We start from the raw sequence: 14,285 nt of genomic DNA on the forward strand, positions 1-14,285 counted from the left end.
TTGTGAACGCAGTCATCGAAATAAATTGTTACACCAGTTAGTCTGCGCAGGTAACGTCGTTAAGAAAGTTTCTCGCTGCCCGTTTTTAATTCCGGCAGTCATTTGCTCTGCAAGCTATTCCTGTTAATGGATATTATGAACTTCTGGAGAAGGACAAATGAAACTGACAAAAAACCTGTTAAGTCTGTGTATTGGCGCGTCTGTATTACTGGCGAGTCATGCAACGCTGGCACAAACCTTTCGCGCCGCAGATGTGCATCCGGCTGATTACCCGAACGTTGTTGCAGTGAAACATATGGGGGAGAAACTTAGCGCCGCGACCGAAGGTCGTCTGGAGATCAAAACATTTCCAGGTGGTGTGTTAGGCGATGAAAAACAGATGATTGAACAGGCGCAATTAGGCGCCATTGATATTATTCGCGTCTCAATGACGCCAGTTGCCGCAATTCTCCCTGAAATAAACGTGTTTACCCTGCCATATATTTTCCGCGATGAGGACCATATGCATAAGGTTCTCGACGGCATGATTGGTCAGGAGATTGGCGACCGTCTGACAGCCAATACCAAATCACGACTGGTGTTCCTTGGCTGGATGGATGCCGGAACGCGCAACCTGATCACCAAGAATCCGGTAGTGAAACCGGAAGATTTGCACGGCATGAAAATCCGCGTTCAGGCCAGTCCGATAGCGCTGGATACCCTAAAAGCGATGGGCGCTAACTCCATTGTGATGGGCGTCAGTGAAGTATTTAGCGGCATGCAGACCGGCGTTATTGATGGTACGGAAAATAACCCGCCAACGTTTGTTGCGCATAACTATTTGCCGGTCGTGAAAAACTATACCTGGAGTAAACACTTTATTATTCCTGAGCTTTTTCTGTTCTCGAAAGCCAAATGGGATAAGTTAAAAAAAGAAGACCAGGAACTCATTATTAAACTCGCTAAAGAAGCCCAGGTAGAGCAACGTAAACTTTGGCAGGATTATAATGCGAAATCGCTGGAGACCATGAAAGCCAACGGTGTTCAGTTCCACGTTATTGATACGGACTATTTCTATAAAGCCACGCAGTCAGTACGGGATAATTACGGTAAAGACCACCAGGATTTGATCAAACGTATTCAGGATGTGAAGTAATTCATCGGGTGGAGGATATCAACCCTCCGCCTGAGTCTTTTGATTAATTCGAGGTGATGATTATGGGTGAATGCTATTCATCGGTAATGGATTTTCTTTATCGAGTGTCAATGTGGATTGCCGGTATCGCATTATTGGTTATGGTCGCCATTATCCCCATTGGCATATTCGCGCGTTATGTCCTGAATAACGCGCTGTCATGGCCTGAGCCAGTCGCCATTCTTTGTATGGTGACATTCACCTTTATTGGCGCGGCGGTGAGCTATCGCGCAGGTTCGCATATCGCGGTAAGCATGGTGACTGACCGTCTGGGGGAATCTTCCCGCCGTTACTGCTCGGTAGTCGCAGACGTTATGTTAATGGCGATAAGCCTGTTCATTCTGTGGTACGGCTCCATGCTATGCCTCGAACTGTGGGAACAGCCCGTGGCGGAATTCCCAATTTTAAGCGCCGGGCAAAACTATCTCCCGTTGCCGATTGGCTCTGCTATTACGCTGCTGTTTATCGTTGAGAAGATCTGCCGTGGCTCGCAGTACCAACGTCCTGTTGTCATGCTGGGATCGACCAGCTAGTTACCGCCCCCATTTCAGAAAGGAAAGCAGATGGATGCATTTATTCTCGTCTTTACGCTCGGCATTATGCTGGCGATTGGGGTACCGGTAGCGTACGCGGTTGGCATTAGCGCCATCATTGGGGCCTGGTACATTGATATTCCGCTGGAAGCGGTGATGATCCAACTGACCAGTGGGGTGAACAAGTTTTCGCTACTGGCGATCCCGTTCTTTATTTTGGCCGGGGCTATTATGGCCGAAGGGGGCATTGCGCGGCGGCTGGTAAACTTTGCCTATATTTTCGTTGGCTTTATTCGCGGCGGTCTGTCGCTGGTCAACATTGTGGCATCGACCTTTTTTGGCGCAATTTCTGGATCGTCGGTGGCCGATACCGCGTCTATCGGTTCGGTAATGATCCCGGAGATGGATAAAAAAGGTTATCCGCGCGACTTTGCTGCAGCGGTCACTGCCAGCGGCTCGGTGCAGGCGATCCTCACGCCGCCGAGCCATAACTCGGTTATCTACTCGCTGGCAACGGGCGGGACGGTGTCGATTGCCGCGCTGTTCATCGCCGGGATCCTACCGGGCCTGCTGTTAAGCTTCAGTCTGATGGTGATGTGCGTCGCTTTTGCGCACAAACGCGGTTATCCAAAAGGGGAGCGCGTACCGTTTCGCCAGGCGCTGAAAATATTCGTCGATACGCTGTGGGGCTTAATGACCGTTGTGATCATCATGGGCGGTATCTTGTCAGGTATCTTTACCGCGACGGAATCTGCGGCGATTGCCTGTCTGTGGGCCTTCTTTGTCACCATGTTTATCTATCGTGACTATAAATGGTCTGAACTGCCGAAGCTGATGTTCCGTACGGTGAAAACGGTCACTATCGTCATGATCCTGATAGGTTTTGCCGCCGCGTTCGGTGCCGTCATGACCTATATGCAGTTGCCGATGCGTATCACCGAAGCTTTCACCAGCATCTCGGACAACAAATACGTCATCCTGATGTGCATTAACATCATGCTGTTGCTGATCGGTACGCTGATGGATATGGCGCCGCTGATCCTGATTTTGACGCCGGTTTTGCTACCGGTAACCAACGCGCTCGGCATTGATCCGGTCCATTTTGGGATGATCATGCTGGTGAATTTAGGGATCGGCCTGATAACGCCGCCGGTAGGGTCGGTGCTGTTTGTGGCCAGTGCGGTGAGTAAGCAGAAAATTGAGCAGGTGGTGAAGGCGATGCTGCCGTTCTACTTCGTGCTGTTCCTGGTGCTGATGATCGTCACGTACATTCCGGCGATTTCGCTGTTCCTGCCGAGACTGTTTGGTGTGATGTGATAAATGCCCGGTGGCGCTCGCGCTTACCGGGCCTGCAAACTATGCTTGCGTAGGCCGGATAAGGCGAAGCCGCCATCCGGCACAAAAAGACTTAGCGACGAACGGCGATCGCTTCAATCTCGATTTTCACGTCTTTCGGCAGACGGGCAACTTCCACGCAAGAACGCGCCGGGAAGGTGGCGTTGTGCTCGGTGAAGAACGCTTCGTAGGTCGCGTTTACGGTTGCGAAATCGTTCAGGTCTTTAACGAAGACGGTAGTTTTTACGATGTCGCCCACTTTCAGGCCTGCTGCTTCAACGATAGCTTGTACGTTTTCCAGCGACTGACGCGCCTGAGCGGACACGTCTTCCGATACGGCACCGGTTTTCGGATCGACCGGGATCTGACCGGAAGTGATTACCATGCTACCCAGGTCAACGCCCTGAACGTATGGGCCGATTGCTGCTGGTGCATTTTCCGTCGCGATAGTCTTGCTCATGATTTCTCCTGAATTACAGCGGTAATAGAATGTTCCCGGCCATTATAGGGAGCCGGGAAATCATTACCAACACCAATTAGTTGGCCAGCACCACATAATGCGAAAACTCTTTTTCACAGTATTTGCATTTGAGTGCGATGTCGTCAGCGCGCTTTTTCACTGAAAAACTGGACGATACTGGTTCAGCATGGCTGATGCAGTTGCTGTTCGGGCAAACCAGCACGTTATCGATACGTTCAGGCAGGCTCGGACGTGATTTACCCACCACGTCATAATCGTCAATGCGGTTTACCGTTGCCTGCGGAGCGTACAGGGAGAGCTGGTTTACCTGCTCGTCGGTCAGGAACGTATTTTCGATTTTAATCAGGTCTTTACGGCCCATTTCGCCAGACGGCAGGTTCAGGCCGATGGTGATACGCTGGTCGGTTTCAGTCAGTTTGAACAACGTCAGCAGCTTAAAACCAACCTGTGCGGGAATATGGTCAATTACGGTGCCACGTTTGATGGCTTCAACCTGCAGTTTGTTATCGTGTGTCATCTCTTTTTCTCCCTTACAGTGCCAGTTCGCTATTCAGTACCAGTGCCAGTAACGCCTGGCGGGCGAAGATGCCGTTGCCAGCCTGCTGGAAATACCAGGCGTGCGGCGTCTTGTCGACGTCGGTGGTGATTTCATCGATGCGCGGCAGCGGATGCAGCACCTTCATGTTCGCTCTGGCACCGTTCAGATCGCTGGCACGCAGAACAAACTGTGCTTTCACGTTGGCGTATTCGGACGGGTCCAGACGCTCTTTTTGTACGCGGGTCATGTAGAGGATATCGACCTCCGCCATTACCTCTTCGATAGTGCCATGCAGGCTCCAGGCGATACCTTTTTCATTCAGCATATCCAGAATGTATTGCGGCATGGCCAGCGCGTCCGGGGCGATGAAGTAGAAGCGGTTACCTTCGAACTTTGCCAGCGCCTGGGTCAGGGAGTGGACGGTGCGGCCATATTTCAGGTCACCCACCATGGCGATTTGCAGATTGTCCAGGCGACCCTGCGTTTCCTGAATGGTAAACAGATCCAGCAGCGTTTGGGTGGGATGCTGGTTGGAACCGTCGCCGGCGTTCAGTACCGGCACGTTACCGGAGAACTCGGTTGCCAGACGCGCGGCGCCTTCCTGCGGATGGCGCATCACGATGGCGTCGACATAGGTGCTGATGACGGAAATGGTGTCGGCCAGAGTTTCGCCTTTTTTGCCAAGCGACGTGTTGCTGCTGTCAGAGAAACCCACCACGCTGGCGCCCAGACGGTGCATGGAGGTTTCAAAAGATAAACGGGTGCGGGTTGACGCTTCAAAGAAGCAACTGGCGATGACCTTATGTTTTAACAGCTCTGGCTGCGGGTTAGCTTTTAATTTCGCCGCCGTCGCGAGGACCAGATTAAGGTCATCGCGGCTGAGGTCGTTTATGGAAATGATGTGTTTTTGATAGAGCGGGTTAGCCATGTTTATCTCCTGACGCCTGGGCAAAAAAAAAGCCCCTCAATTGAGGGGCTCGGAATGGGTGATCAACGGAAAGAAAAACGGCAGGCCAGCGTCCTTTTTCAGACGCGGTAAGACAAAATGTCGTACACACTGAACCATACATCCTCCCGGCAAATTGTCCGCGATTATACTCAACTCCGTTATGGGATCAAGCGAAAAATGCACTATTTATTCATCGCAAACGGTTCTTATGAATTTTAATTCATTTTGAATAGATAATTAATCTGCTTGTGGACCAGGCCCGTTCGCTGTACCACCCGCGGCGCGACCCAGACAATACTGCTACCGGCAATGACGCCGAGAATTTCTGGCAACGCGTGATAATCGAGGATTCTGGCTACGGCGCGACCATAGCCAGCCGCCGTGTGGATGAGGATAAACTCGCTATTGTGTTCCACGCTGACCACCATTTCAGCAATCGATCGGGCAGCATCAGGCGCGGGTCGTGATTGCGGATTTACAGAATAAATTTTTTGCCCTTTTGTATTTCTTATTTTTATAGCACCGAGCAGTTTCAGCAGACGAGATACCGTTGACTGGCTAATCCCGGTGAAACCATGGTGTTGTAGATCGCGGCGAAGCGCTTCCTGAGACAGGTAGCTTTTTTCGCTTATCAGGCGCTGACAAATCGCCAACTGTTTCTGCTCTTTGGTCGAGTAATCATCGAATTCCTTCATAAAAACACCCTAAATTTATCATTTGTATCAATGCGATGGCGAAATTCACCACATTTGCAGTATCAATAACGGCTCAAACGGGCGGTTGTGCAGAAAAACGAGAGCGCGCTCAAAAAAGCCGTCGGGATTCGACGGCCAACAGGACTACAGCATCGCGCCGATACTCAGAACAACCATGTTCAGCACCGTCAGAATTAGCAGCAGTGGTGCAACCCATTTCAGGTAGCGCACATAAGGAACACGAGCGATGGCCAACCCACCCATTACAACCGCTGAGGTGGGGGTAATCAGATTCACAATGCCGGAAGCGGATTGATACGCGGTGACGACCAGATCCCTTTGCACATGGGCGAAGTCAGCCAGCGGGGCCATAATGGGCATCGTGAGTACCGCCAGGCCAGACGAGGAAGGGACCAGGAAGGAGAGCAAGACTTCCAGCCAGTAAGTCACATTGATGAAAATGGTGGTGGACAGACCGGAGACTAAATTTTCGGCGCTGTGCAAAATGGTGTGGGTGATCATGCCGTTGTCCATCACCACGACGATACCGCGCGCAATGCCGATAATCAGCGCCACGCCGAGCAGATCCCGTGCCCCGTCAATGAAGGTACTGGTGAATGCTTCTTCACTCATGCGGGCAATCACGCCGACGATAATCGCAGATGCCAGAAAAACCCCAGATATTTCAGCCATCCACCAGCCGAGCACCGCGACGCCATAAATCATCACTGCAAAGGCGGTGGCGAATATCAGCAGGATCCACTTACGCGTAGCCGTGAATTCAAGATTGGTATTGGCGCGACTACCGAGAAAATGGGCACGGTTTTCCTCCATTTTATCGGCCACGATGGAAAGCTCAGGATGGCTGCGAACTTTCCGTGCATAGCGCATGACCCATACCACACAGATAACATAGCCGACGACCAGCAGCAGAATGCGCATCAGCATTCCCTGGGTGAAGGGGATCCCGGCGGCGTTAGCGGCGATAACCGTTGCGAAAGGGTTGATTGTTGAACCGAGGGTGCCGATGCCTGCGCCAAGCAAAACGGTTGCAGCAGCAACCAGTGGATCAAAGCGCGCAGCCATCATGACCGGAACCAATAAGGTGTAGAAAGGGAGTGATTCTTCCGCCATGCCGTAAATCGTGCCTCCGGCGGCGAAAAGTCCCATCAGGATGGGGATCATCCACTCTTCTTTGCCGTTCAGCCTGACCGTCACGCGTTCGATGCCTGCGTCGATGGCGCCCGTTTTGTTTACCACGCCGAGAAACCCGCCAATAATCAGGACAAACAACGCCACATCAATCGCGCCTGCGGTGTAGGTTTCGTGGTTATAAAGCCCGTCAATCGGAGCCAGCAGTACAGCCGTTAAACCTTGTGGATGCGCCTCTGTTGGGGCATAGGTACCGGCAACCGGCACTTCTTTGCCCAGGGTGGCATTCATCGCCATCTGGTATTTCCCGGCAGGGACAATCCAGGTCATAACGGCGACGAGCGCAATGAGAATAAACAGGATGGTATACGCGCTGGGAAATTTGAATTTGCCCATGATGTTCTCCGGATAGCTTGGGCATATGCCGCCAGGCGACACATGCCCGCTGGGGTTAGTCGCCGAGTGTCGCTACCATGACCGCTTTAATGGTATGCATCCGGTTTTCTGCTTCGTCGAAGACGATGGAATGCGCTGACTCAAATACCTCATCCGTGACTTCAAGCCCTTTCAGGCCGTAAGCCGCTTCGATTTCACGGCCCACTTTGGTGTGCTCGTTATGGAAGGCAGGCAGGCAGTGCATGAATTTCACATTGGGATTGCCGGTCGCATCGATGACCTGCTGGTTAATTTGATAAGGCGTCATCAGGCTGACGCGTTCTGCCCACGCCTCTTTGGGTTCTCCCATCGAAACCCAGACATCGGTGTAGAGAAAGTCCACGTCGTAAACGCCTTCCTCAACATCCTCTGTGAGCGTAATGCGCGCGCCCGTCACGCTGGCGATTTCACGGCATTCGGCAACCAGCGCCTCGTCCGGCCAGAAGGATTTCGGTGCGACCAGACGAATATCCATCCCCATTTTCGCCGCGCCGACCATCAGCGAATTGCCCATGTTATTGCGGGCGTCACCGAGGTAAGCGAAGCTCAGTTCGGGTAAGGTTTTACCCGGGGCGTGTTCCAGCATGGTCATCAGATCCGCGAGGATCTGCGTAGGGTGGAATTCATTCGTCAGCCCGTTCCAGACCGGCACACCAGCGAACTGCCCCAGTTCTTCCACGATCTCCTGGCCGTAGCCGCGGTATTCAATACCGTCATACATGCGACCTAACACGCGGGCGGTATCTTTCATCGACTCTTTATGACCAATCTGCGAGCCGCTTGGGCCAAGGTAGGTCACCTGTGCGCCCTGATCGAAAGCGCCGACTTCAAAGGCGCAGCGGGTGCGAGTTGAGGTTTTTTCGAAGATTAGCGCGATATTTTTACCGACCAGCGTTTGCCTTTCGCGTCCGGCTTTTTTTGCCGTTTTTAACTCGATAGCCAGATCGATCAGGTACTGGATTTCCGTTGGGGTGTAGTCCAGCAATTTGAGAAAATTGCGATTTTTCAGGTTAACAGTCATGAAAATATCCTTATGTAGGCTGGATAAGGCTTCGCTTTACCCAGCAAAAAAAGCCTTAAGCGTTAACATCAGTGGCTTCGCGCCGAATTAGCGTGCCTTTGTCACCGGCGAGAATGGCCGAACCGTCAGCCAACGAGCCGATGCCAGCAATCCCGTGACAGTGAGAGACAAATTCCGCGCAGGCGGTGACTTTGGGGCCCATTGAACCGGCGTCGAATTGCATTTCGCCGAGCTGTTTCGGCGTAACCTGGGCCAGCGGGCGCTGGGTAGGTTTGCCCCAGTCGAGATACACCGCATCGGCATCGGTCAGGATCAGCAGCGCATCGGCGTGGATTTGTTTGGCGAGCAGGGCGGCGGAGAGATCTTTGTCGATCACCGCTTCAATACCGTGGTAGCCATCGGCTTTTTCCACTACCGGTACGCCGCCACCGCCGTTGCAGATAACCAGATGATCGCGGGCGATCAGTGTGCGAATGGCGTCACTTTCCACGATACGTTTGGGTTGTGGAGAGGGCACAACACGGCGGAACGCTTTACCATCGGCTTTGAAAACCCAGCCTTTTTCCGCCTGTAACGCGTGGGCCTGGGGTTCGTCATAAATCGGCCCGATATATTTGGTGGGATTGCTGAAGGCCGGATCGTGGGCATCGACTTCAACCTGAGTCAGCAGGACACTAATTTCACGCTGTGGGAGCTGGTTTTTCAGGGCCTGTTGCAGCATATAGCCAATCATTCCCTGACTTTCTGCGCCGAGAATATCGAGCGGATAGGGGGTGACGTTGGCATAAGCACTGTTTTGTAACGCCAAAAGTCCAACCTGCGGGCCATTGCCGTGTACCAGAATTACGCGCCACTGCTGCGTGAGTTGAGCGAGAGTTCTTGCCGCCAGCTCAATATTCTTGCGTTGGATGTCGGCTTCCAGCGGTTCGCCGCGTTTGAGTAGCGCATTGCCGCCCAGCGCCACAACCAGGGTAGGTTTGTTTTCCATAACGTCTCCTTAAATACCGTCGCGTTCCAGCGGGCAACTCATGCAGCGCGCACCGCCGCGCCCACGTCCCAGTTCGTCGCCAGGAATGGGTAAAACAGTGATGCCAGCTTTGTCGTATTTTTCGTTGGTCCAGATGTTGCGTTCGTAGCCCACCACAACCCCGGGGCGCAGCGTCAGAACATTGTTCGCGTCATTCCACTGTTCGCGTTCAGCTTCGAAGGCGTCGCCACCGGTGGTGATCAGATTGATCTGGTCGAGGCCAAGTGCTTTTTTGAGGGCATGTACCAGCGTACTTTCCTGGGTGCGTTTCAGGCCGCCACGCCCGTCTGGTGTCAGGGTCCAGCACTGGACATCCGGGCGCACCACTTCCGGGTAGACGGAGAAGGTATCGATATCGATGTGGGTCATGACGGTATCGAGGTGCATACAGGAGCGATGTTTCGGCAGTTCGACTGCGATAACGCGTTCTGCCTGGCGATGCTTAAATAGCGACTGGGCAAGGAACTCAATGCCCTGCGGCGTGGTACGTTCCGACATACCGATGAGAACTGCGCCGCGACCAATGACCAGCACATCTCCACCTTCTAATGTGGCGTGGTCGTAATTAATATTTTCATCGCCGAAATATTTAATAAACTCACCATCGGCAAATTGTGGATGCCAACGGTAAATCGCCCGCAAGTTATTAGTTTCTCGTTGACGTGCAGTTTTTGCCATCGGATTAATGGATACGCCGTTATATATCCAGCATGAGGTGTCGCGGGTAAATAAGTGGTTTGGTAATGGCTTCATAATAAAGTCATTAATATCGTGAGTATCGACTACCATATTTTTGATTGAGGCAGGAATTTCTCCGTATGTCAGCCCACCGCTTAAATGTCGGGCGAGCTCCCGGTGCTGCATATCTGCAAGCCAGGCGCGAATATCCGTGGCGAAAGCGGGGCCAAGCCGATAATCAGAAATTTGTGTATCCAGTAGCCAGCTTTTGGCATCGGGGATATCCAGAGTTTGTGTCAATAAATCAGTGAGTAACAGAACCTCAATTCCCTGTTGACGTAACGTGTTGGCGAAAATGTCATGCTCTTCTCCTGCACGTTCTACCGAAAGAACATCATCAAAAAGCAGTTCCTGGCAATTTGACGGCGTCAGCCTTTTTAGGCTGAGGTTAGGGCGATGTAGCATTACGCTACGTAATTGACCGATTTCAGACCCGACATAATGCTTTTCCATCATTATTCCTTTAATACGATTTTAAAAAATAAAGAGGAGGTGCCTGCAAATAATGTTTATTGCAGTCATGGTTTTTCAGCTGATTTCAGAATCTATATTTAGATCTTATCTGATAGAGAAACGTGATTCATTTCACAGTCAGGTCGATGTTTGGCATTTGTTGTTTAATTTATGAGATGGCTCTGAGAATTTAAAAAATAAAAACATGAATAATTGAATTACTACGCAGGAATATGTCTTGTTATTTAACTGTGTTAATTTTATGTACATATCTAAATATTTAATAAATTAAATAGTGCATTGATTTTTATATGTTTTTCTATATTTAATGAATTTTTATGCGAATCTATTATTTTATTATTTGTGCTGTAAGGTTTATTTCAAAATAAATATGACGATGAAGAAAGATAACGAAGGAGACGTAAACTGTGATCGATTGCTGGTTTTTCTAACAAAGCTTTCTATAACAGTGAGTTAGTGACTGAGTTGAAAAGTATGAGACGAAAGTTATGCAGAGTTTATGCATAACCTGTTGCTGGCTATTAGCAATTATTTAACATCATCAGCGATAAACATGCGTTGACGCAAAATATCGGCAAATAGCAGTGGTATGGCAGACCTTTTTTTCGTATAACAACTAAAATGAAACGATGTTTTAATTAAGGGGTTTGAAATGATTGTCGGCAATATTCACAACCTGGATGCCTGGCTGCCGGAAGATCTGCGTCAGGCGATTGAGCACATTAAAGCGCACGTGACGGATGCGACGGAAAAGGGTAAACACGACATCGACGGCGAACGTCTGTTCTATCTGATTGCTGAAGATATGACGGAGCCGTTTGCGCAGCGCCGCGCCGAATATCACGCTCGCTATCTGGATATTCAGATCCTGCTCAAAGGTCAGGAAGGCATGACTTTCAGCACGCAGCCTGCGGGCGCACCGGAAACTGACTGGTTGGCGGATAAAGATATCGCCTTCCTGCCGGAAGGCGAACAGGAGAAAACGGTGGTGCTGAATGAAGGTGACTTCGTCGTCTTTTATCCGGGTGAAGTGCATAAACCGCTGTGCGCGGTCGGCGCTCCGGCGCTGGTACGCAAAGCCGTGGTGAAAATGCGGGTAGCATAAACCGGTTTGCCGGGTGCGACTTATCCGGCCTACGGAAGCATGATGGTAGGCCGGATAGGGTGCGTCAGCATCGCCATCCGGCAATTCAATCGCGCAACGCTATTATTTGGAAAGCGTCGCGACCATCACCGCTTTGATGGTGTGCATCCGGTTTTCCGCCTGATCAAATACGATACTGGCGGGTGACTCAAACACCTCGTCGGTCACTTCCATGCCGCCGTGCAGACCATATTCCTGCGCCATTTGTTTGCCAAGCGTGGTTTGATCGTCATGGAACGCGGGCAGGCAGTGCAGGAATTTCACCTGCGGATTGCTGGTCAACGCCATCATCGCGCTATTAACCTGGTACTTACGCAACTGCGCAATACGTTCGGCCCATTTCTCTTTCGCTTCGCCCATCGATACCCAGACGTCGGTATAGATGAAGTCCGCGCCTTTCACGCCCGTGGCGACATCTTCGGTTAGAGTAATATTGCCGCCGTTTTTCTGTGCCAGCGCTTTGCACTCCGCAACGAGGCTTTCCTCCGGCCAGCAGGCCTGGGGCGCGACCAGGCGCAGATCCAGTCCGGTTAACGCAGCGGCTTCCAGCATGGAATTGCCCATATTGTTGCGGGCATCGCCGGTGTAGACCAGCACCATCTCATTAAACGCTTTACCCGGCAGGTGTTCCTGCATCGTGAGTAAATCCGCCAGCAACTGGGTGGGGTGAAATTCGTTGGTTAATCCGTTCCAAACCGGAACTCCGGCATATTCCGCCAGCGTCTCGACAATTTCCTGACCGTGGCCCCGATACTGAATACCGTCGTACATACGACCGAGTACGCGGGCGGTGTCTTTGATCGACTCTTTATGACCAATCTGGCTGCCGCTCGGCCCGAGATACGTCACGCGCGCGCCCTGATCATATGCGGCAACTTCGAAAGAGCAACGGGTGCGGGTTGAGTCTTTTTCGAAGATGAGCGCGATGTTTTTACCGGTGAGTTTAGCGACCTCGGTACCGTTTTTCTTATCCGTCTTGAGCTGCGCGGCGAGCTGGAGCAGTGACGTGAGTTCAGCAGAGGTGAAATCAAGCAGTTTCAAAAAATGTTTCTGATAAAACGCAGACATAGTTCCCTCACATGGCTTAGGCCATTTGTTGAATTAAAATTCAATTTATATGGATGTTTATTCATTTGCAACCTTGTTTAACAAATCTTTCCTGGAAAGGTGGAGGCAATGACAGCGGTATGTGACAATAAGAGTATCGGCAGGACATTATGAGGAATGAGCCATGGCAAACCCGGAACTACTGGAAGAACAGCGTGAAGAAACGCGCTTGATTATTGAAGAGTTACTCGAAGATGGCAGCGATCCAGACGCGCTGTACACCATCGAGCATCACCTTTCCGCGGACGACTTTGAAACCCTGGAAAAAGCGGCAGTAGAAGCCTTCAAGCTGGGTTATGAAGTGACCGAGCCGGAAGAGCTGGAAGTGGAAGAGGGCGACACGGTTATTTGCTGTGACATCCTGAGCGAATGTGCTCTGAATGCCGAGTTGATCGACGCTCAGGTTGAGCAACTGATGAACCTGGCTGAAAAATTTGATGTGGAATACGACGGTTGGGGCACCTATTTTGAAGACCCGAACGGCGAAGAAGGTGAAGACGGCGACGATGAAGACCTCGTCGACGAAGATGATGACGGCGTGCGTCACTAAGTCATCTGCTGACCTACGGTAGCGTCTGCTGCCGTAGGCCAAGGATAACGTATGGATTACCTGCAAATACTTTCCCCGATCCACAACTTCCTGCACTGTAAAACGCCCCAGGCCTGGCTTGATAAAGCGCGAGCCCCGGCGAATCTCCCTCTGTTACTGACGGATCATCTCGTCTGCGAGCTGAAAGCGGCGCAAACGGCCATGCTGCTGGTGCGTAAGTATGTTGCAGATAAACAGGGATCGCAGGCGCTACTGGACTGGCTGAAACCCTATGAAGCGTATGCTTTCAGAGAAGGGGATGAACCGGATTTTATCGCGCTGAATAAACAGATTAGCAAAAGCGTAATGCCGCAAACTGACGATCCGTGGGGACGTAAGCTGATCGACAGCATGGTTTTGCTGATCAAAGAAGAGCTGCACCACTTCTGGCAGGTGCGTGAGGCGATGATGAGCCGCAACATTCCCTACGTCAAAATTACCGCCAGCCGTTATGCCAAAGGTATGCTCAAAGAGGTGCGAACCCACGAGCCATTAACGCTAATCGACAAACTGATTTGCGGGGCTTACATTGAGGCGCGTTCTTGTGAACGGTTCGCCGCGCTGGCACCGTATTTGGATGACGATTTACAGGCATTTTATCTTTCGCTGCTGCGATCCGAGGCGCGGCACTATCAAGACTATCTGGCGCTGGCACAGCAGGTTTCTGCCGACGATATCAGTAGTCGGGTGCGGTTCTTTGGCGAAGTAGAAGCCGCATTGATTACTTCTCCCGACGATGAATTCCGCTTCCACAGCGGCGTGCCAGCCTGACTCTCTTCTCTGACGCGCGGCGCTAATCGTCGCGCGGTTTTACCTTTCCTGTTTCCATTAGCAAAATCTGGTGGCTGGAAATCGCTCGCTGCTGCCGTAATAATCAAAACACACGAAGGGGA

At 51.4% G+C, this 14,285-nt stretch carries 18 protein-coding genes; 7 read left to right on the forward strand and 11 right to left on the reverse strand.

The features are described from left to right. Positions 1-157: 157 nt before the first annotated feature. From N0B36_RS10195 to N0B36_RS10205, 3 genes are all read left to right on the forward strand, one after another. Positions 158-1,135, forward strand: coding sequence for a TRAP transporter substrate-binding protein (locus N0B36_RS10195; RefSeq protein WP_200080241.1), 978 nt, complete (start codon positions 158-160; stop codon positions 1,133-1,135). Positions 1,136-1,197: 62 nt separating this feature from the next. Then, a complete protein-coding gene (locus tag N0B36_RS10200; protein WP_047499903.1) occupies positions 1,198-1,707 on the forward strand; it encodes a TRAP transporter small permease in 510 nt (169 codons plus the stop codon). A 30-nt stretch (positions 1,708-1,737) separates the two neighbouring features. After that, positions 1,738-3,024 (forward strand): TRAP transporter large permease, encoded by a 1,287-nt coding sequence (locus tag N0B36_RS10205; RefSeq protein WP_016151490.1) that lies wholly within the window; start codon positions 1,738-1,740, stop codon positions 3,022-3,024. Positions 3,025-3,115: 91 nt separating this feature from the next. On the opposite strand, the gene ridA is transcribed toward N0B36_RS10205, so the two are convergent. The 5 genes from ridA to pyrL all read right to left on the reverse strand — a co-directional run bounded on the left by ridA (position 3,116) and on the right by pyrL (position 5,127). Then, positions 3,116-3,502 (reverse strand): 2-iminobutanoate/2-iminopropanoate deaminase, encoded by a 387-nt coding sequence (gene ridA / locus N0B36_RS10210; RefSeq protein ID WP_016151491.1) that lies wholly within the window; start codon positions 3,500-3,502, stop codon positions 3,116-3,118. Between the two features lie 76 nt (positions 3,503-3,578). Then, entirely contained in the window at positions 3,579-4,040 is a 462-nt protein-coding gene (pyrI, locus tag N0B36_RS10215) for an aspartate carbamoyltransferase regulatory subunit (protein WP_016151492.1), read from the reverse strand. A 13-nt stretch (positions 4,041-4,053) separates the two neighbouring features. Next, positions 4,054-4,989: an aspartate carbamoyltransferase gene (gene pyrB, locus N0B36_RS10220; RefSeq protein WP_016151493.1), complete on the reverse strand. Its 936-nt coding sequence runs from the start codon at positions 4,987-4,989 to the stop codon at positions 4,054-4,056. A 2-nt stretch (positions 4,990-4,991) separates the two neighbouring features. After that, the gene (locus N0B36_RS24445) at positions 4,992-5,045 is read right to left on the reverse strand and encodes a pyrBI operon leader peptide (RefSeq protein WP_106875647.1); all 54 of its coding nucleotides are present in this window, start codon (positions 5,043-5,045) and stop codon (positions 4,992-4,994) included. Beyond that, the gene (gene pyrL / locus N0B36_RS10225; protein ID WP_003025819.1) at positions 5,026-5,127 is read right to left on the reverse strand and encodes a pyr operon leader peptide; all 102 of its coding nucleotides are present in this window, start codon (positions 5,125-5,127) and stop codon (positions 5,026-5,028) included. Before pyrL ends, N0B36_RS24445 begins: the two co-directional genes overlap by 20 nt. Here pyrL and N0B36_RS10230 point away from each other — a divergent pair. Beyond that, a complete protein-coding gene (locus N0B36_RS10230) occupies positions 5,107-5,229 on the forward strand; it encodes a hypothetical protein (protein WP_085951096.1) in 123 nt (40 codons plus the stop codon). The genes pyrL and N0B36_RS10230 overlap by 21 nt on opposite strands. Here N0B36_RS10230 and N0B36_RS10235 read toward each other — a convergent pair. The 5 genes from N0B36_RS10235 to arcA form a co-directional block, all read right to left on the reverse strand. Further along, positions 5,226-5,705 carry an arginine repressor gene (locus tag N0B36_RS10235; RefSeq protein WP_003839609.1) on the reverse strand — a complete coding sequence of 160 codons (480 nt, stop codon included), beginning with the start codon at positions 5,703-5,705 and terminating at the stop codon, positions 5,226-5,228. The genes N0B36_RS10230 and N0B36_RS10235 overlap by 4 nt on opposite strands. A gap of 144 nt (positions 5,706-5,849) precedes the next feature. Next, complete coding sequence (locus tag N0B36_RS10240) at positions 5,850-7,253, reverse strand: YfcC family protein (protein WP_103766883.1); 1,404 nt, start codon at positions 7,251-7,253, stop codon at positions 5,850-5,852. A gap of 55 nt (positions 7,254-7,308) precedes the next feature. Then, positions 7,309-8,313, reverse strand: coding sequence for an ornithine carbamoyltransferase (gene argF / locus N0B36_RS10245; RefSeq protein ID WP_103766882.1), 1,005 nt, complete (start codon positions 8,311-8,313; stop codon positions 7,309-7,311). A gap of 55 nt (positions 8,314-8,368) precedes the next feature. Then, positions 8,369-9,301, reverse strand: coding sequence for a carbamate kinase (arcC, locus tag N0B36_RS10250; RefSeq protein WP_049268893.1), 933 nt, complete (start codon positions 9,299-9,301; stop codon positions 8,369-8,371). A 9-nt stretch (positions 9,302-9,310) separates the two neighbouring features. Next, complete coding sequence (arcA, locus tag N0B36_RS10255; RefSeq protein ID WP_259688177.1) at positions 9,311-10,531, reverse strand: arginine deiminase; 1,221 nt, start codon at positions 10,529-10,531, stop codon at positions 9,311-9,313. 673 nt (positions 10,532-11,204) lie between these two features. Between arcA and N0B36_RS10260 the strand changes: the two genes are divergently transcribed. Further along, a complete protein-coding gene (locus N0B36_RS10260) occupies positions 11,205-11,657 on the forward strand; it encodes a YhcH/YjgK/YiaL family protein (RefSeq protein WP_259687702.1) in 453 nt (150 codons plus the stop codon). A gap of 102 nt (positions 11,658-11,759) precedes the next feature. Here N0B36_RS10260 and argF (N0B36_RS10265) read toward each other — a convergent pair whose 3' ends face one another. Further along, positions 11,760-12,764 (reverse strand): ornithine carbamoyltransferase, encoded by a 1,005-nt coding sequence (argF, locus tag N0B36_RS10265; RefSeq protein WP_259687705.1) that lies wholly within the window; start codon positions 12,762-12,764, stop codon positions 11,760-11,762. A 163-nt stretch (positions 12,765-12,927) separates the two neighbouring features. Between argF (N0B36_RS10265) and rraB the strand changes: the two genes are divergently transcribed. Then, complete coding sequence (gene rraB / locus N0B36_RS10270; RefSeq protein ID WP_016151501.1) at positions 12,928-13,353, forward strand: ribonuclease E inhibitor RraB; 426 nt, start codon at positions 12,928-12,930, stop codon at positions 13,351-13,353. Between the two features lie 51 nt (positions 13,354-13,404). Continuing rightward, the gene (gene miaE / locus N0B36_RS10275; RefSeq protein WP_019078254.1) at positions 13,405-14,163 is read left to right on the forward strand and encodes a tRNA isopentenyl-2-thiomethyl-A-37 hydroxylase MiaE; all 759 of its coding nucleotides are present in this window, start codon (positions 13,405-13,407) and stop codon (positions 14,161-14,163) included. The last annotated feature ends 122 nt before the right edge of the window (positions 14,164-14,285 follow it).

Source organism: Citrobacter sp. XY323, assembly GCF_025106035.1.
Classification (GTDB): Bacteria; Pseudomonadota; Gammaproteobacteria; order Enterobacterales; family Enterobacteriaceae; genus Citrobacter; species Citrobacter braakii.